The sequence below is a fragment of the Paenibacillus sp. J31P190 genome, from assembly GCF_059692075.1.
Genome location: NZ_JCAUAS010000008.1, coordinates 272,485 through 291,382 on the forward strand (window position 1 = coordinate 272,485; position 18,898 = coordinate 291,382).

The following is an 18,898-nucleotide window of genomic DNA, read 5'->3' on the forward strand; positions in this document are numbered from 1 at the left end:
GCTATATAAATACCATGGTACACCATGTAGTATATTAATTAAAGCGCTTACGAAAAAGATCATATTTATAAAATAAAGGGGACCCCTACATGGCGAATTTATCAATCTCCAGACCATTCCCATTGAAGAATGTACGCATCTCGGATGATTTTTGGTCTGCTTATATTCGATTGGTTCGGAATGTTGTCGTTCCTTATCAGTGGGAAGCGTTAAACGATCGAATTGAAGGAGCAGAACCCAGCCATGCGATGAAAAATTTTAAAATTTCCGCTGGATTGGAGCAAGGTGAGTTTTACGGAATGGTATTTCAAGACAGTGATGTAGCGAAATGGTTGGAAGCCGTAAGTTATTTGCTGGAAACTGGTCACGATCCGGAATTGGAGAAATTGGCTGACGAGGTTATCACGATTATAGCAAAAGCACAGCATAAGGATGGGTATCTGAATACTTATTTTACACTGAAGGAACCGAATGGAAGATGGACGAATTTGGCCGAATGTCATGAATTGTATTGTGCAGGTCATTTGATCGAAGCGGCAGTTGCTTATTATAAGGCGACAGGAAAGCGAATGATTTTAGATGTGGCTTGTCGTTTAGCCGATTGTATTGATGAAGTGTTCGGACCCGGTGAGGGACAAATTCACGGTTATGATGGTCATCAAGAAATCGAGCTAGCGCTTGTAAAACTGTATCAAACGACGAACAATGACAGCTACCTTCGATTAAGTCTGTATTTTCTGGATGAGCGAGGGAAGGAACCCAGCTTCTTTGAACAGGAGCTTCATCGTCGGAATGGTCAGGTTCATTTTCCCAATTTGGATATGGTCCATGACCGAACCTATAATCAAGCCCATTTACCAGTAAGGCTACAGCAAACAGCTGAAGGGCACGCCGTTCGCGTCGTGTACATGTGTTCCGGAATGGCGGATGTCGCCGCAGAGACCGGAGATCAGGAGCTGCTTGAAGCGTGTCGAAGGCTGTGGACGAATATTGTAAGCAAAAGGATGTACATCACAGGAGCCATTGGTTCCATGGCACATGGGGAATCCTTCACGATGGACTACGATTTACCTAATGATACAGCCTATGCCGAAACCTGCGCGTCCATTGGATTAATCTTCTTCGCACAGCGAATGTTGCAAATAGAAGCCAAAAGCGAGTATGCAGATATCATGGAGCAGGCGCTTTATAATACCGTCATCAGTGGAATGTCTCAGGATGGTAAACGCTTCTTTTATGTGAATCCACTTGAAGTATGGCCGGATGCGATACTCAAAAACCATCATATGAGCCATGTGAAGCCTGTAAGACAAGGATGGTTCGGGTGTGCTTGCTGTCCTCCTAACATCGCTCGGCTGCTTGCTTCTTTAGGACAATATATTTATACATCGCAAGGGAACACTGTTTACACCAACTTATACATTGGCAGTCAAATTACGCTGGATATCGAGGGGCAACAAGTAAGCATTGATCAACATTCCGAGTTTCCATGGAACGGGAATGTGCGATTCATTATCCAAGTGACTGAAAAAAAAACGTTCACGTTAGCTCTGAGAATTCCAAAATGGTGCACAGAGCCTAAGCTGACCGTACAAGGAATCCCTATCCAACTTGATGAACAGGTCCGAGACGGATATGTCTATATCACCAGAGAATGGCAATCCAATGATCGTGTAGAGTTGATCTTACCCATGCAGGTTAGCCGAATGAAAGGCCATCCACATGTTCGTGAAACGATCGGTAAGGTTGCCTTGCAATGCGGTCCGTTGATCTATTGTTTAGAGGAAACAGATAATGGAGCAGGTTTGCATCAGATCATGTTGGAACCACAGGATGAACATCGGAAGTACTTCGACCATGAACTGTTAGGCGGGATACAGACGATCTCCGTCCCGGCGAAACGAATTCGTTCTGACGATTGGGAACAAAAGTGGGGAGAACATTTGTATATCGCCAACGCTTCTCATGAATGGGAGACGATAACCGCAACCTTCATTCCTTATTACGCATGGGCCAATCGAGGGCAAGGTGAAATGTCGGTTTGGGTCAAAGAAAAGTAAAAAAGGCTTTAACCTGCAAAGGTTTATGGTATATATAGGTAAAAGTGAAAATGATAAACGATCATTTGGAGGGGTTAAATTTGAAGTCTTTGAGAAAAGGATTGGAAGTGAGCACGGTTACAACGTTAGCGTTAGGTTTAATGGTCGGTTGTAGTTCAACGAATACCCCAACATCCACCGGCACCGCTTCCCCGGCAGCGAACACTCCGGCAAACTCGACAGCTGTGGCAGCAACGAAAGCGCCGGACGCTGGGGAGAAAGTGACAATTCGATTCACTGATTGGGCGAACAATGAAGAAGCGAAGTCTACACGAGTTAGCTTGGACGCCTTCGAGAAAGCACATCCTAACATTAAAGTGGATTATCAGAACGTAGCACTCGCAGAATTCGGTGCAAAGCTTAGCGCCATGGCCGCCTCTAAAACACTTCCGGATATCAGTACGATGCTGGAAGCACAAGCGCTCAAATATGCAGAATCAGACATCCTGATGGATTTATCATCGTACTACAAAGATGGTTCGGTAACACCGAAGCTGGAAAGTAACAAGTTCGTCACCCCTGACGGTAAATTGCTAGGATACAGTGTTGCGAACGAAATCATCCTTCTTCACTATAACAAAGCTATGTTCGACGAGGCAAAGCTTCCTTATCCGCCAGCTGAAACGGAAAAAGCGTGGACTTGGGATCAAATGCTGGACGTCGCTAAAAAACTAACGAAAGATAAGGGCGGTAAACACCCTGGCGAAGCAGGCTTTGATGCCAAAAACATTGTGCAATACGGCATCAACGTGTCTCACGGTCAAGACTTCTTCTGGACACCTTTCGCGATTTCCAATGGCGGTGGGGAAGTGAGTCAGGATGGTAAGCAGCTATTACTCGATAAACCGGAAACCATTGAAGCGATTCAGAAAATTGCTGATCTATCTAATGTTGAGCACGTGTCACCGACGGCTGCCCAATCTTCCGGCCTGCCAGGCGATGTTGGTCAATTGCTTCTTTCCAAAAAAGTGGCGATGGTTACTTCTGGACAATGGGAACTGGTCAATATTAATCCGCAGCTAAAAAATGGGTTGAAAAACGGAATTGGCGTGCTCCCTATTTTCAAAAAGCCTGCAACAACCAATACCGGAACGCCAATGGTCGTGTATAAGAGCACGAAACATCCAAAAGAAACCATTGAGCTATATAAATGGCTCATGGATACGGAGAAAAACATAGCTAACATTGACAGCGGGGTTTGGATGCCTACAGAGATGAGCTGGTACACAGATCCAGAGAAAATCAAAAGATGGACGCAATCACCCGTTCACCCGCCAGAGTATAAAACGGCAGTTATTGATTACGCTTTAAAAGCAACCTATCCTACACCTTGGTTTTTCCTTCCTACTTACAGCCGGATTGGCGATGTACTAAATCCGGGATTAGATCCGGTTTGGTTAGGCACCAAATCAGCGAAGGATGCCATTGCCGAAATGATGCCGAAAATTAAGCCAATCTTTGAAAGTGGTAAGGCCAATTAAAGATCACCCGCATAGGAGTTAACAGATAGGCAAACAGCACGCAGGAATAAGGTGAATTCAAAGTACTTGTTCCTGATGTGCTACGATGTAAGTTTTGCCACACATAGGAGGTACAGGTTCATGTCCACAGGTCAGCAGTCCAGTTACAGAAGCCTCAAACGGCAGCAGGTGATTGTCGGATACTTGTGCATACTGCCAGCTATTCTGGGATTATTCATCTTTACGCTCGGTCCTTTGCTCTATAGCTTATATTTAAGCTTTACGGATTGGACCATTCTGAAACCGAAACAATGGGTTGGGTTCGATAATTACCGCCAAATTTTCACACAGGACCTCTTTTTCTTCGACTCTCTCAAAGCTACAGCCTACTATGCCATTGGATCCGTTGCAGCCTCGATCCTGTTTTGCTTTGTCGTTGCTTTATTTCTTAATCAGAAGATAAGAGGCCGGGCTGCTTTTCGTGCGATTTTCTACTTACCATCGATTATTCCGGTACTAGCGAGCAGTATCATTTGGTTATGGCTCTATAATCCCGATTTCGGCATCATTAATCATCTCTTAAGCTTTATTGGTATTGATAAACTTATGTGGGTGAACAGTCCGGACACGTCTGTACTTTCGATGATTATCATTGCGGTATGGGGATCCGGCAACGTTATTGTGATCTTTCTTGCAGGCCTGCAAGATGTGCCTGCGCATTTACTCGAAGCTGTGGAAATCGATGGTGGAGGCTGGTGGCATAAATTACGTTCTGTAACTATTCCACTCATGTCGCCCATCATTTTCTATAACGTCATTCTCGGATTTGTGAATTCGATTACGGCTTTTACACAAGCTTATCCCATGACGCAAGGTGGTCCGGGTAACTCCACTTTATTTTACGCCTTTTACATTTATCGAGAAGCATTTCAACGTCAAAATATGGGCTACGCCTGCGCACTCGCTTGGGTACTATTCATCATTGTTGCATTCTTCACGTACTTGTTATTCCGTTCTTCAGCTGGGTGGGTACATTACGAAGGAGGGAATAAATAATGACCTATCGTATCAGAGGGAAAATCGTTACGTATGCTGTGCTTTTCCTGCTTTCTCTCATCGTGTTTTTCCCCATGTATTGGATTGTTCGTTCGTCGTTACTCAACCTGCAAGAAATTTTGGAGTTTCCGCCGATCTGGTTTCCAAATGCGTTCCGCATCGATAATTACACCGAGGTCATGGAACGTGTTAATTTCGGTAAGTATTTTGTAAATACGTTCATAGTCATCATACCGGTGTTAGTTGGTGTGGGTCTGACAGCAAGCTTAACGGCTTTTGGATTTGCACGACTTGAATTTCCGCTCAAAAACCTCTGGTTCTCTCTCATCATCATGACGATTTTACTTCCTAGCATTGTCACTTTAGTCCCCACATACATTGGTTGGTCCAAATTGCAGTTAACGAATACCTATTGGCCGTTAATCATTCCTGCTTTTTTCGGCGGCGGCGCTTTTAATATCTTCTTATTGAGACAATTTCTAATGACGATTCCCAAAGAGCTTGACGAATCAGCCGTTATCGATGGTGCCGGGTATTTTACCATTTACCGTAAAATTATTCTTCCTCTCATTAAACCTGCGATTGTCGTAGTGCTCTTATTCACGTTCGTTGGCGTATGGAATGATTTTCTAGGTCAGCTTGTGTATCTGAATGATGCCAATAAATATACGGTGTCACTGGGATTATCCACACTTCGCGGAGCCAACAATACACCGATGAATCTGCTGATGGCGGGAACAGCGATCATGGTCATACCAGCAGTCATTGTCTTCTTGTTTGGACAGCGGTATTTCATTGAGGGAATAGCAACAACAGGCATTAAAGGATAATCCAAGAATAGCCAAATAGAGTGACAGACAACGTAAGGGTCGTTCTGTCTATTCTCTATTGTCTTGATTGTATGCGCTTTCACCGATTAAGGGAGAGTTGTCTCTCGTTGTAAATGGCAGAAAGGGGGTGATGAAAGGTCAACCGCTTCAAAAATAGTTTTGCGAAATCAATTTGATGGAGGTGCAATTCATGAGTATGCCAAGCTTTCAATTCAACAAAAGGATTCTTGCTCTACTTGCCAGCATGTTCCTGACGGCCATTGTTTGCTTGTTCTTTTCCCCTGGTATGGCGTTTGCGAATACCTTGTCGAACAGTACGTTTAATGTGCAAACAGGGACGAATGGTGAGATTACGTCGCTTAAGTTAACAGGAGACACTTTCTCCACTGATTATGTTATGAATGCTACGAACGCCCCCAATCAGAACACGGCCGATCATGAATGGCTGGGCGAATTGATGTTCACGTACAAGCTGGGCAGTGGGGCTTGGACCAAGGCCTACACGAATAAATCTGCAGATGGGAGAACCATCACACAGAGCGGCAATACCGTGACGGTCACATATCAGAATTCGGCGAATGCCGAAGGGATTAAAAACTTTAAGGTCATTGTAACCTATTCCTTAATCAGTGATTACTTGCAGTGGTCCATCAATATTACGAATACAAGCACGCAGTCTATTGAGTTCGGGGATGTCGGACTTCCGCTTCCTTTCAATGAATTCTGGACAGCTGGAAATGATCCGATCTACGAAACAAGAGTAGTCACGCATTCCTATGTAGGTAACAATAGCTCGTATATTACTGCTGCTCGTCCAAGTGGAATTGGTCCTTTCTTACTGATGGTGCCGGACGCCACAACAGGAGCCGGTTTCGAGTATCAAGATCGTTGGAGAATTGAAGAGCATCCGGGCAGCATGTGGGCCATGGATCAAGGCGGTTGGGTAGAGGGCTTAAATGTTTTCTATATTCATTCCAACGTGATTAAAAGCACCAATCGTGGATATTTACCGAATACGAGTCTAATTCTCGCTGCGAATCAAAGCAAAACGTATGCGTTTAAATTCTTTAAAGTGGCGAATGAGAATGCGATGAAAGATAAACTATACACGGAAGGTCTTATAGATGTAACTGCTGTACCAGGTATGATGTTCGCAACGAATATGAAGGCGAAGATCGATCTGCATACATCCAAAACGATCACATCGGTTACAGCACAGTATCCGTCTGAAACAACGATTACGTATCTAAATACGACAGGTACCGATCATAAGATCTATGAGCTCAATTTAAATCATCTCGGGCCCAATAACATTACCGTTAACTACGGGACTGGTGAGAAAACGGTGCTGCAATTTTATGCCATTGAACCTATCGATGCAGCGTTGCAAAGACATGCAACGTTTATGGTGAATAAAACGCAATGGAATGCACCCGGTCAAATTTATGACAAGGTGTTCGACGATTGGATGATGCAAAATAAAGCGAAGCGGGGTTCCTTTGCCGGGTATTGGGGCTGGGGCGACGATTGGGGCTATACACACGGGCAATTCCTTGCCGAGAAAAACGCACTGACGCCAATAGCTTCTGAGGTTACCGCAGTAGATCAATATTTAGAGACGGCGATCTGGAATCGACTTATGGTAAATAACCATAGCGATTATCTCGTTCATGATTTCCTGATGCCAGAGCCGAACGATACGCCAACCTACCGCGGCTATGCTTATCCGCACATTTATAACACATATTTCAGCATGTACAAAATCGCGAAGCTTTACCCGAATCTCATCACATACACGCAGCCCAAGAATACCTATTTGCTGAGAGCTTATAACATTTTCAAAACCTTATATGATGGCCCTGTGGCTTATAACTGGAATACCGGTTTGATGGGGGAATTGACAACTCCGGATATCATCAAAGCCTTACAGGATGAGGGCTATAGCTCTCAGGCTAATGACATGATAGCGAAAATGGCAACGAAATATAACAATTTCAAAAACACGACCTACCCTTACGGTTCTGAATACTCCTATGATAATACAGGGGAAGAAGCCGTGTACACCTTGGCCAAAATGAATAACAATACCACGATGATGAGTAAAATTAATAACAAAACTCGGGCAGCCCGCGGTCAAATGCCAATCTGGTATTACTATGCGGACCCGGTGACGATTACAGGCGAGAACTGGTGGAATTTCCAATATACCGTTTCCCTTGCTGGGTACGCGATGGATGATTGGATTCGAAACCATTCCACAACACCTGAAGTTGAAGAGCGATTGTCCTATGCTGCCAAAATTGCTAATGTCGGCGCGATTAACTCTGGTCAAATTTCCTCGGATGCTGCCAATATCGGTGCCGTTTCTTGGACCTACCAAGCGGAGAAAGGCAATTATGGAGCCCTGGGTCTGGACGGCGGACCTTTGTTCAATGGCTGGAGAGGGATGAGCGGTGAAGCCGATCTCGGATTGTTCGGCGCACTCAAAATTCTAAGCAGCGACATCGCTGTCGATCCGATCTTTGGACTGCTCGGTTACGGGGCTGATGTTACTCAAACCGGTTCTAGCTATGTCATCACGCCAAAAGATGGTTTGTTCAAACGCTTGAATTTAATCACGCAGAAGCTATCCATGGATCTGGAAAAAGATCAGTATACCTCAGCCACTGTGGCGATTGCGAAAAACAATGTCAACTTTACATTGAAGAATTTGACTACAGGTACGGCTCATACGACGAAAGTGACATTTGACGGCCTTGCTGCAGGCACCTATGACATTTTGGTCAATAATGTAAATGTTGGTACGGCAACTGCTGTGAATGGCGCGAAAACAAGCATTAATCTAAATGTAGGTACAGCTGCCACTTATGATGTAAAACTGCAAGTTGGAACTGCTACCGGCCCTGTTGACATAGCTCCTCTAGGGACAGCTACGACATCGTTTGTATCCTCTTGGGAGAGTCTGGCTGGCTTAAACGATGGGTACACGCCTACAAGCTCCAATGACAGAGGGCATTCCGTGTATGGAAACTGGGATAATCCGGGAACGACGCAGTGGGTGCAATATGATTTTGCAACAGCGAAGACGATTTCGAGATCAGATATTTATTGGTTTGATGACGACCAAGGCATCGATCTTCCTGCTTCCTATACACTCCAATATTGGAGCGGAACCGCATGGGTCAATGTAGGAAACCCTTCAGGATTAGGTGTCGCGGCAAATCAATATAATACGACGACCTTTACACCGGTATCGACGACCAAAATCAGACTGAATATCACAGCAAAATCGACTTTCTCTTCAGGGATTGAATCATGGAAGGTTTACGGGTCTTAAGTGTGAAAAAAAGCTGTTCCTTAGGTCAGTTAAGACCTAAGGAACAGCTTTTTGTTTGGATCGAAAGGTTGCTTAGAACGCAGGCACGATTGCGCCTTTGTATTTATCTTCAATGAACTTTTTCGTGTCAGCGGAGTTCAGTTCCTTAGCAAGCTTTTGCATCGCTTCGGAATCCTTGTTGTCCGGACGGGAAACGACGATGTTCACGTAAGGTGAATTTTTGTCCTCGATGAACAAAGCGTCTTTCGTAGGATTTAGATTCGCTTGAAGCGCGTAGTTCGTATTGATCAGAGCCAAATCAAACTCACCGATCGTACGTGGCAGCATAGCAGGGTCTAATTCTTTGATTTGAAGTTTCTTTTTGTTTTCAATGATATCTTGAACTGTACCTTTGATGCCAACGCCGTCTTTCAATTTGATCAAACCGTTTTTCTCCATCAAAGCAAGCGCACGGCCGGCATTTGAAGGATCGTTAGGAATAGCGACGGAAGCGCCATCTTTCAATTCTGCAGCAGCTTTCACCTTTTGGGAATAAGCGCCGAACGGTTCAATGTGCACACCAACTACTTTTACTAGGTTTTGCTTTTTATCTAAGTTATATTGATCCAGGTAAGGCTGATGTTGGAAAAAGTTAGCGTCCAATTGTTTTTCAAACACTTGCACGTTCGGTTGAACATAATCGTTGAACTCAATAACTTCAAGTTTCACGCCTTGCGCTTTCATTTTGTCTTTAAGGCTATTCAAAATTTCAGCATGAGGGACTGAAGATGCACCGACTTTAAGCGTAACTTCTTTTGCGGCAGCTGGAGTAGCAGAAGCAGCAGGTGCCGAGCTTGCAGGTGTTTCAGCGGCTTTCTGTCCGCATGCTGCAAGAGCAAGCACAACGAAAATAGTCATTAAAGATAGAGTAAGTTTCTTCATGATGAGATTTCCTCCAATATAATGTGTTTTATTTGCGGTTAAATTTGGCGACCAAGCGGTCTCCTAGCATTTGTAAGAGCTGAACGAATAGAACGAGAATGACGACGGTCACGATCATGATATCGGTACGGAACCGCATGTAGCCGTAGCGAAGCGAGAGATCACCAAGCCCGCCGCCGCCAACTACACCTGACATGGCGGAGTAGGAGAGCAGGGCAACAGCCGTCACGGTAATGGCTGAAATCAGACCCGGGCGCGCTTCCGGCATCAGGACGCGCCAGACGATTTGCCATGGCGTAGCGCCCATTGACTGCGCGGCTTCAATGACGCCGCTGTCGATCTCGCGCAGCGCGGTTTCAACCAGCCGCGCGAGAAACGGCGCGGCTGCGATAACGAGCGGCGGGATCGCGCCCTGGACGCCGATGGTTGTATGCACGATAGCCTTCGTGATCGGAAAAACGGAGATCATCAGAATCACGAAAGGCACAGAGCGAAGGATGTTCACGATCAGCGAGAGCACTCCGTAAAGCGGCAGATTTTGCAGCAGCTGCCCTTTGGAAGTAAGAAATAAAATGATGCCCAGTGCCATGCCGATGATGACAGTGAATAAGAGCGACCAACCCAGCATGACGAGTGTATCGCCAGTTGCTTTCGTAATTTCGGACCAGTTAATGTCCCAGGTCATATTCATTGGTTGAGCACCTCCACGTCGATTCCTTCTTGCTCAAGCTTGGCAATCACAGAATCGATTTCTTCTTGGTGTCCGCCTGTTAATTCCACAACCAATTGACCGTAAGGAACACTTTTCATGGAAGAAATTGTACCCTGAAGGATGGCAAAGGACACATTCGTCGACTTGACGGTTTCGAACAAGATCGGTTCATAGGTTTTGGCACCGATATAGGTAATTCGGATCACCGTTCCGTGCTTTTCTCCCTGTTTCACCATCGGATCCTGGTCTGAACTTTGTGCGAAATCAGAAACTTGTCCAACGAACTCCTTCGTAACCGCATGCTGGGGCTTCAGGAATACATCAAGCACTTTCCCGGTTTCAACGATCAAGCCTTTCTCCATGACAGCAACACGGTCGCAGATCGCACGAATGACCTGCATCTCATGTGTGATGAGCAGGATCGTAATGCCAAGCTTTCGATTAATATCGAGCAGCAGTGCAAGAATGGCATTCGTTGTCTGAGGATCGAGCGCTGAAGTCGCTTCGTCGCAGAGTAGAATATCCGGATGATTGGCCAAAGCTCTTGCAATACCGACGCGCTGCTTCTGTCCGCCTGAGAGCTGGCTTGGATACTTTTGCGCGTGTTCCTGTAAACCGACTAAATCGAGCAGTTCCTTAATTCGGGACTGAATCGCCACTTGCCCCATCCCAGCCAATTTCAAAGGAAAGGCAATGTTTTCGGCAACGGTCGATGAAGAGAGGAGATTGAAATGTTGGAAAATCATCCCGATTTTGCGGCGTTTTGTTTGCAATTGGCGAGAATCCAACTTAGTCATTTCTTCACCATCAATGTGAATGCTGCCAGAGGATGGTCGCTCCAGTAAATTTACACAACGCAGTAAAGTACTCTTTCCTGCACCGGAGTGTCCGATGATGCCGAATATTTCTCCGCGATCGATATGTAAATGGATCTGCTGGATGGCCGGTACACGTCCCGGAATATCCTCATATACTTTTTGTAAATTTTCGATATGAATCAGGATGAATACCTCCTATTCCATGCAAATATTGGTGATGATATATTTTGACCAACGGTAGATCATTTTATAAGAAATTGCAAGAGGATGCAACGTCTAAAATATGGTAAATGAAAGGCCGCTTTGCATTGACGCTCCATTTATTTGCAAGTAAACTGAGGTTAACCGTTTCAATTATGAAGGATAGCGCTTAAATAACGTGAAAATCGGTATTTTTTAAGTTTTTGCTAAGGAGGTGACAAAATTGACAAATTTGCAACAACGCCAAAATGAGATCAAGTCCAGAATTGCTGAAGCGGCATTCAAGCAGCCTATTTTAAACAGCGGTTTATTATTTCATCATGATATCCGAGATAATTTCTACTACGGTTCCTATTTATTTGCAGCTTCTCAGGAAGAAACAATCCCATTTGACGGAGATCGCCTACAGGCTAAGATCAAGGCGGAGGGCATCCTGTTTCAAGTTTTGGAACTTCAGGACAAGAACGAAGAAAGTGGAACCTATGGTCATTGGCCCTTACATTTGAGACCTACTCCTAAAGAAGCACCAAAAAATGCACTTCCTGTTGAACTGATGGGGAGTCTAATGGTTTTTTTCTATCAACGCTATTCAGATAACTTGAGTGAATCCTTGCGAAGCTTATTTGCTTTAGCACTGCGTCATATTTATAGAAGTAACTTCTATCGTAAACCATCGGAGCACTATAACCATCATGAAGCAAAATACACAGCAGCTAAGATTATTTTCGGACAGCTTTATGAGGATACGGCATTGCTGGAGGATGGCTGCCAAAGCTTGCGCAGTACACTGAATCGGGTCACTTCGATAGGCATGTCGGAGTATGGAGGGTTACCTTGGTTCTGGCACTGGATGCAGGCTTTTACGTGCGCTTGGGAGCTTATGAAGGATGCGGAAATCAAAGCTGATTTAGCTCGTTTATTGGACTACCTCTGGAAGGTTCGCTCGGCGTATTATCTGGGAGGGGCATGGGTGGGCCCGCATTCGCGGATATGGCCGCATGATATGCCTAAGGACACCAACGTGCTGCACGATTATGTTCAGTTTGGTGATTTCACATTACCGGATCACATGCCTCGAACCGAATATGCAGGTTTTATTGCCTATGAAGCTTCATCAGAAGTTCAGCGAACAGCCTTACATCGTGCGTCTCCAGTAGAAATTACTCGCAGAGTTCCCAAACAAGCAGCTCTAGCTGTTGGCAATAACGATGTGCTGCATAGTTATGTATATATCACAGAAAGCTTTGCGCTAGGCGGTATGTGGGAACGCATACAAGAGTTTGATAATGAACAACATCGCTGGGATATAGCTCTTCCGCTAGATGCGGTCCAAGGTGTAAATCATTTGTATTTTTTTCACTCAGGCCAGGGCTATACAGAAGGAGATTTACGTCATCAAAGTGAATTTTCAGATGTGCTTTTTCATCAAAATGCATTGATCGCTTCCTATCAAATTCCAGATGGTCAGCCTGAATTCGTAATAGGATGTCTGCCTGTAGGAGAATGGGTAGAAGAACCGAACGGACTGTTTGGATTATGTGGTCATGTTTACATGGCAGTTTATGTGCAGCAGTCCTTCCAAAGGGAAGTACGCGAAGATCGATCCGTTGTCACAAGCAAAGGGAGAATGAATTCCGTCGTTGTCGAGTGTATCGACCAGCGAACAGCAGAAACTCTCCAGATAAGGGATATACAGCAATTTGCATATGTGATGAAGCAGAAGCAACCCGTTTATATCCTGTCTGGCGAGGACGATTTGCAAATCACCTATACGACTTTGAAGGATGAAACGATGGTTTTAAGCAGTGGCATACATAGTGAAGGGAAGATTATCAGACTTGTGAATGGCAAAGCTGTTGATTTCTCTAGCTATACGGTCGCTTGAAAATTATAGAAAAGAGGATATGACATGCCATTATTTGATTTTTCATTAGATAAGCTAGTTACTTATGAAGGACGTAATCCCCGGCCTGAAGATTTCGATTCTTATTGGGAGCGGGCCATTGCTGAAATGAAGGCAGTTGATCCTCAAATCGAACTTCGTCCGAGTGAATTTCAAGTGCCTTACGCTGAATGTTTTGATCTCTATTTTACAGGTGTCAAAGGGGCTCGCATTTATGCCAAATATGTTCGCCCTAAACACACAGATAAGCCGCATCCAGCTATCGTTGAATTCCATGGTTACTCCGGAAGCTCAGGCGATTGGTCAGGGAAATTACCGTATGCCGCTCTAGGCTACTCGTTCTTTTCCATGGATTGCCGTGGTCAAGGCGGTTTATCGGAAGATGCAGGTGGTGTAAAGGGGACGACACTTCGCGGGCATATCGTTCGCGGCTTAGATGATCATCCTGATCAATTGCTGTACAGGGATATTTTCTTAGATACGGCTCAACTCGCCGGCATTGCAATGAGCATGCCAGAGGTTGATCCCGAGCGTGTAGGCGCATTGGGTGGCTCTCAAGGAGGCGCCTTGACGATCGCTTGTGCTGCACTGGAGCCTCGCATTAAGCGGTTAGCGCCAGTTTATCCATTCCTTAGCGATTATAAGCGCGTTTGGGAAATGGATTTGGCGAAGGATGCCTACCAGGAATTGAAGGACTTCTTCCGACGTCATGATCCACAGCACAAACGCGAAGATGAAATATTCACGAAGCTGGGCTATATTGACATTCAGAATCTGGCAAATCGCATCCAAGGTGAAGTTCTGATGGCCGTTGGTCTTAGCGACACCGTATGCCCGCCTTCCACGCAGTTCGCTGCTTATAACAAAATCAAGTCGAAAAAGCAGTTTGAGTTGTACCCGGATTATGGTCATGAAGGTTTACCTGGCTTCAGTGATAAAACCTTGCAATTTATGTTGGGCCTTTAAAATGAAATGCCTCTCACATCTTCGTGATGGAGGGGCATTTTTTGTTTATCTATGCAGCTGTCGGTACTGGCTGGGAGTGACACCGGTTATCTTTTTAAAAAGCTGGTTAAAAAATTTCATATCCTGATAGCCGACACGTGCAGCGACATCGCTGATCTTGTGATCATTCGCTCGTAATTGCTGGCAACAGGCTTCAATTCGTGCGTGCTGCACGTACTCCATGAAGGACATTCCCGTATGCTTTTTAAGCTGGCGATGAAGCTGACGCTCGCTGATGGACAATCTGGCGGCAGCTTCTGTGAGCGAGATTGGGCTGCTGCAATGCCCGCGAATATGGGCGAGTAAACTATCTAAGTCCTGAAGGCTCGCTTTGGACACTTCCGGTGTGAAATCCATTTTGGAGCGATGCATGTAAACAAGAAGCTGTGCCACACAAGTTTGTAAAATCGTCATAAAACCGCTTCGATGGGCGTTATATTCGAAGTGCAAACGTTCAAAAAGAGGCTCGAATTCCCCATTGCGTTCTTTAAAAGAAAGCCAAGCAGATTGTTCAGTTGCCTGCGAGAATAGGACATTGAATTCATCTTTACTTCCATTCAATTGCGATTGAAATAATTGGTTCAACCATTCCTGAGTGAAAATGCAATTGTAAACTACAAGGTTTTTTTTCTGTGCCATAGATGATGGGCGGAACACATGGGAGACGCCAACTGGAATGAAGAAGAGATCTCCTTTGGAAACGGGTAATGAGGTATTATCGATATAATGTGCACCGCTGCCCTCAGCAACATAGCTAATTTCAATAAAATCGTGCGTATGCTGCAACATTTCAAAAGATTCGTGAACGCGGTTGACGTAAAGAGGAAGTTCCGGAAGGAAATATTGATCGCCGGGTGTTTCGATAATACTTCGTTTAATGGTCATTTCGTTTTACTCCTCTTATGTCAATTAAGACCCTAATGAATGTCGGAATTAACCCTAAAAATGAGTACGCTCTCATCATAAAATAAAGCTATCGAAGTAACAATCATTATTTTTGGTGGAGGCAGCTGAAATGAGACAATTAGAAATCGATTGGCAAGCACAATGGGTTTGGGGTAATGGTGAAGCAAGTCCACGAAATGAGTGGCGGTGTTTCAGAAAGACATTCGATGTGGGCTCTGAAGGCTGGGGAGCAGCAACAATATCCATTACTGCCGATTCACGATACGCTTTATATGTGAATGGAACCAAAGTGGGACGAGGTCCTGTTCGCTCATGGCCATTCGAGCAGTCTTATGATACATACGAAATTGGACACTTGCTGCACAAGGGAAGACCTAATGTGATTGGGGTCATGGTGCTCCATTTCGGTGTGTCCAATTTCTACTATTTGCGCGGACGCGGCGGTTTGTTAGTGCAAGTGGAGAGTGAGCATGAGGGTCATTCTCACGTAGAGTTGGTGACGGATGAAAGCTGGAAAACCTCGCTGCATCTTGGGTATGATAGCCGCTCTGGGCGGATGTCGTGTCAGCAAGGCTTTGCTGAACGGATGGATGCGAGCGCTTGGAGAGCGGATTGGTATTTGCCAGATTACGATGATTCTGCATGGGGTCAAGCCTCTATCGTTGGCGCTGTTGGTATAGAGCCTTGGAGCCGTCTTGTGCCTAGAGATATTCCATTCCTTACCGAGGAACTCGTGTGGCCGGTACGTATCGAATCCCTCCACCAGGTAAAACCCGTTGCATGGACGGCCTCGATTGATGTCCGCAATCAAATGGTGCCAGAGAGTGTGAATCATGCGAATCCAGTGGGATTTGCTGGGTATATGGCAACGGTAGTAAGAACCGAGAAGGCCGTAAAAGCTGTGTTAGGACTTGTACAGCCGAGCACTGTGAAGGGCTGCAGTGTGAATGGAGAGTGGCTGGATGCGGATCGTTATACGGGTGTATTACCAGAAAGGTATGCTGAGATAGATCTGAAGGCAGGAGACAATCTCATCTTGTTGGAAACTACTGGCGTTGATCATGGCCGAACGCTGCAGTTGGGCATTGATTGCGATGCTTATTTTGAGGTCGTTTCTCCTTTAGCGGAAGCAGGCAACGTTATGTCACCATTTATTTCTATTGGTCCTTTTGCATCTTTTGAATGCATTGATCACCAGGAAAGCAGTGATTCTTTGCACCCATATGAAGACTATGGTTCTTCTTCTATACGGGATGAACGGAAGGATGGAGTAGATGTAGATGCTTTTCCCGCTTTTAACACTTATGTGGAGATTCGCAGTATTTCTTCTGCACTGGACCTGAGTCGGTATACAGATTGGATTCGCCCTTACCCACAGGAATTGGTGAGCAGGGATTCTATCTTTGCACTCAGTGTATGGAAAAAAGAAGCGCTGGCGCAAGCTGTGCCTTACCCTTTGCAGCAGGCAGTTATCCCAAGTGTGAATCCTGCAATATTGCCGAGATATGAGGGTGCAGATACGGAATTTATCCTTGATTTTGGCCGTGAGTTATCTGGCTTTATACAATTTGAAGTAGATGCCGCTGAAGGAACCATACTTGATTTCTATGGCTATGAATACATGCGCGACGGGTGGCGTCAAGACACGTTCGATTTAGATAATACGCTGCGTTATACGTGTTCGGCAGGGCGTCAATCGTATACCTCTTATGTGCGGAGAGGATTTCGCTATTTGATGGTTACGGTAAGGAATGCTGCAAGAACAGTTAAAATGTACGGCGTACAGGTACAGCAAAGTAATTACCCCATAGCAGAGATAGGCAAGTTCCAAAGCTCTGATGCCCTTTTGAACGATATATGGCAGATTAGTAAGCATACAACCCGACTTTGTATGGAAGATACGTTCGTTGATTGTCCGGCTTATGAGCAGGTTTTCTGGGTTGGGGACAGCCGCAACGAGGCTTTAGTCAATTATTACGTGTTCGGAGCTACGGAGATTGTCGAGCGTTGTTTGCGGTTAGTGCCTGGTTCTAGCATACAAACACCGTTATATGTGGATCAGGTTCCTAGTGCTTGGAGCAGCGTTATTCCGAACTGGACGTTTTTTTGGGCACTGGCCAGCTGTGAATATTATGAGCATACTGGCGATGAGGTTTTTGCGAGAGACTTATGGCCGCATATTCGTTATACCCTTGAGCATTATGAACAAAAGCTTGATGATCGTGGATTATTGTTCATTAAAGGCTGGAACTTGCTGGATTGGGCACCAATTGATCAGCCGAATAATGGGGTGGTCACACACCAAAATATGATTCTGGTCAAAACGCTTCGAAGCGCGGCAGAGTTGGCGAGAGCCGTTGGCGAAGCGGGAGAAGCAGCAGAATATGAGGGGAAAGCGCTTCGTCTGAGCCAAGCCATTAACAAGCATTTATGGAGTGAGGAACGCAGTGCATATTTGGATTGTATCCATGCGAATGGCCGTGCTTCGACTGTTTTTAGTATGCAGACGCAGGTTATTGCGTACTTGTGTGGTGTAGCTGAGGGTGAACGCGCAGAGCAGATACAGACATATTTGTTTGCTCCGCCGACAGATTTTGTTCAAATCGGCAGTCCGTTTATGTCCTTCTTTTATTATGAGGCTCTCGCGAAAATGGGCCGCATCGGTATTGATCGTATGATCACAGATATGCGGGAGCATTTTGGGCAAATGATTGAATATGATGCCACGACCTGCTGGGAAATGTACCCGAATTTCGCGGAAAATAGAGCGAACCCTGATATGCTTACACGCAGTCACTGTCATGCGTGGTCGGCAGCGCCCGGATATTTCTTAGGCGCGCATGTGCTTGGTGTCACTCCCGCCGACAAAGGCTGGCGGAAGGTCGTTGTCGCCCCGCAGCCTGCAGATTTGCAGTGGGCGAGGGGCACTGTTCCACTGCCGCAGGAGGGACGAATCGATGTCGCTTGGCGACTCGAGGAGGACGGACGCGTGATGCGGCTGCAGGTTTGGGCGCCGCGCAGCGTGGATGTGGAGATCCGCATCCCGGACGGCATGGACGGGATTGTGGAGCGTCACGAGGTGTGAAAATGAGAGAGACTGTCCCAAAAGGTCAAAACCTTGAGGGGCAGTTTTTTTGTTTAAGAGATAAGCGCATCTTACACTTTTAACAGATATACTTCGCGAGAGAGCAAAAAAAAGGTTTCTCAGAAGTTGAAAAGTAGCTAAATGGAGCTGAGAGGACCGAAAAGGGACGTTTCAGATCAAATGGGAGGTGTTTGGTGGAGATACAGTAACGTTGGATGAGTACGCTGTTTTTCAGCGGTACAGCCAGGATCTTTCCGTTTTCAGAGCTTATTCAACCCGGACGCGCGGGAAGGTCTATTGAGAAGTCGATTTTCGGCTTCTCAGACTCTTTAGGCGAGGTTAGGCTTGAGGAACTCTCGCTTTAAGAGCGGAAAACGCGCTTATTGGTTTGGGGCAACAAGATTAAGCGCGTTTTCCGCGCCTAATTGTTCGGGCGCTCCAGATTAAGCGCTTTTTTGCTCTTCTGTCAAGAAAGTGGACACCACTTAGCTAAGCTGCACTTTCGTAGTACAACTGTTCAAATTGCAATGGCGACAAATAACCAATTGTACTATTAGACCTCTTT

Annotated in this window: 12 protein-coding genes; 8 read left to right on the forward strand and 4 right to left on the reverse strand. The window is 45.5% G+C overall.

Annotation, left to right across the window (positions count from 1 at the left end; genetic code table 11):
* Nucleotides 1–89: 89 nt before the first annotated feature.
* The 5 genes from AC58U0_RS17035 (at nucleotide 90) to AC58U0_RS17055 (ending at nucleotide 8,782) form a co-directional block, all read left to right on the forward strand.
* Nucleotides 90–2,060, forward strand: coding sequence for a glycoside hydrolase family 127 protein (locus AC58U0_RS17035; RefSeq protein WP_497380178.1), 1,971 nt, complete (start codon nucleotides 90–92; stop codon nucleotides 2,058–2,060).
* A gap of 80 nt (nucleotides 2,061–2,140) precedes the next feature.
* Entirely contained in the window at nucleotides 2,141–3,580 is a 1,440-nt protein-coding gene (locus AC58U0_RS17040; protein WP_497380179.1) for an ABC transporter substrate-binding protein, read from the forward strand.
* Nucleotides 3,581–3,700: 120 nt separating this feature from the next.
* A complete protein-coding gene (locus AC58U0_RS17045; RefSeq protein ID WP_497380181.1) occupies nucleotides 3,701–4,615 on the forward strand; it encodes a carbohydrate ABC transporter permease in 915 nt (304 codons plus the stop codon).
* Nucleotides 4,615–5,445, forward strand: a complete 831-nt coding sequence (locus AC58U0_RS17050; protein WP_497380183.1) for a carbohydrate ABC transporter permease — start codon at nucleotides 4,615–4,617, stop codon at nucleotides 5,443–5,445. Before AC58U0_RS17045 ends, AC58U0_RS17050 begins: the two co-directional genes overlap by 1 nt.
* A gap of 244 nt (nucleotides 5,446–5,689) precedes the next feature.
* Nucleotides 5,690–8,782, forward strand: coding sequence for a DUF5695 domain-containing protein (locus AC58U0_RS17055; RefSeq protein ID WP_497380197.1), 3,093 nt, complete (start codon nucleotides 5,690–5,692; stop codon nucleotides 8,780–8,782).
* 72 nt (nucleotides 8,783–8,854) lie between these two features.
* On the opposite strand, the gene AC58U0_RS17060 is transcribed toward AC58U0_RS17055, so the two are convergent.
* The 3 genes from AC58U0_RS17060 to AC58U0_RS17070 are packed head-to-tail and all read right to left on the reverse strand — an operon-like array spanning nucleotide 8,855 to nucleotide 11,416.
* Complete coding sequence (locus tag AC58U0_RS17060) at nucleotides 8,855–9,703, reverse strand: MetQ/NlpA family ABC transporter substrate-binding protein (protein ID WP_057306490.1); 849 nt, start codon at nucleotides 9,701–9,703, stop codon at nucleotides 8,855–8,857.
* 28 nt (nucleotides 9,704–9,731) lie between these two features.
* The gene (locus AC58U0_RS17065) at nucleotides 9,732–10,394 is read right to left on the reverse strand and encodes a methionine ABC transporter permease (RefSeq protein ID WP_497380185.1); all 663 of its coding nucleotides are present in this window, start codon (nucleotides 10,392–10,394) and stop codon (nucleotides 9,732–9,734) included.
* A complete protein-coding gene (locus tag AC58U0_RS17070; RefSeq protein WP_497380199.1) occupies nucleotides 10,391–11,416 on the reverse strand; it encodes a methionine ABC transporter ATP-binding protein in 1,026 nt (341 codons plus the stop codon). The genes AC58U0_RS17065 and AC58U0_RS17070 overlap by 4 nt, the downstream gene beginning before the upstream one ends.
* 241 nt (nucleotides 11,417–11,657) lie before the next feature.
* Here AC58U0_RS17070 and AC58U0_RS17075 point away from each other — a divergent pair, with 241 nt between their 5' ends.
* Entirely contained in the window at nucleotides 11,658–13,319 is a 1,662-nt protein-coding gene (locus AC58U0_RS17075; protein WP_497380186.1) for a hypothetical protein, read from the forward strand.
* A 24-nt stretch (nucleotides 13,320–13,343) separates the two neighbouring features.
* Nucleotides 13,344–14,303, forward strand: coding sequence for an alpha/beta fold hydrolase (locus AC58U0_RS17080; RefSeq protein WP_497380187.1), 960 nt, complete (start codon nucleotides 13,344–13,346; stop codon nucleotides 14,301–14,303).
* A gap of 45 nt (nucleotides 14,304–14,348) precedes the next feature.
* Here AC58U0_RS17080 and AC58U0_RS17085 read toward each other — a convergent pair whose 3' ends face one another.
* Nucleotides 14,349–15,227 (reverse strand): helix-turn-helix domain-containing protein, encoded by an 879-nt coding sequence (locus AC58U0_RS17085; RefSeq protein ID WP_497380188.1) that lies wholly within the window; start codon nucleotides 15,225–15,227, stop codon nucleotides 14,349–14,351.
* 130 nt (nucleotides 15,228–15,357) lie between these two features.
* On the opposite strand from AC58U0_RS17085, the gene AC58U0_RS17090 reads away from it, so the two are divergent.
* Complete coding sequence (locus tag AC58U0_RS17090) at nucleotides 15,358–18,333, forward strand: family 78 glycoside hydrolase catalytic domain (RefSeq protein WP_497380189.1); 2,976 nt, start codon at nucleotides 15,358–15,360, stop codon at nucleotides 18,331–18,333.
* Nucleotides 18,334–18,898 lie beyond the last annotated feature (565 nt).

Bases quoted from the DNA above. Each gene is read 5' to 3' on its own strand.
- AC58U0_RS17035 (WP_497380178.1), top strand. From the start codon at position 90: ATGGCGAATTTATCAATCTCCAGACCATTCCCATTGAAGAATGTACGC.
- AC58U0_RS17045 (WP_497380181.1), top strand. From the start codon at position 3,701: ATGTCCACAGGTCAGCAGTCCAGTTACAGAAGCCTCAAACGGCAGCAG.
- AC58U0_RS17050 (WP_497380183.1), top strand. From the start codon at position 4,615: ATGACCTATCGTATCAGAGGGAAAATCGTTACGTATGCTGTGCTTTTC.
- AC58U0_RS17055 (WP_497380197.1), top strand. From the start codon at position 5,690: ATGTTCCTGACGGCCATTGTTTGCTTGTTCTTTTCCCCTGGTATGGCG.
- AC58U0_RS17060 (WP_057306490.1), bottom strand. From the start codon at position 9,703: ATGAAGAAACTTACTCTATCTTTAATGACTATTTTCGTTGTGCTTGCT.
- AC58U0_RS17065 (WP_497380185.1), bottom strand. From the start codon at position 10,394: ATGAATATGACCTGGGACATTAACTGGTCCGAAATTACGAAAGCAACT.
- AC58U0_RS17080 (WP_497380187.1), top strand. From the start codon at position 13,344: ATGCCATTATTTGATTTTTCATTAGATAAGCTAGTTACTTATGAAGGA.
- AC58U0_RS17085 (WP_497380188.1), bottom strand. From the start codon at position 15,227: ATGACCATTAAACGAAGTATTATCGAAACACCCGGCGATCAATATTTC.
- AC58U0_RS17090 (WP_497380189.1), top strand. From the start codon at position 15,358: ATGAGACAATTAGAAATCGATTGGCAAGCACAATGGGTTTGGGGTAAT.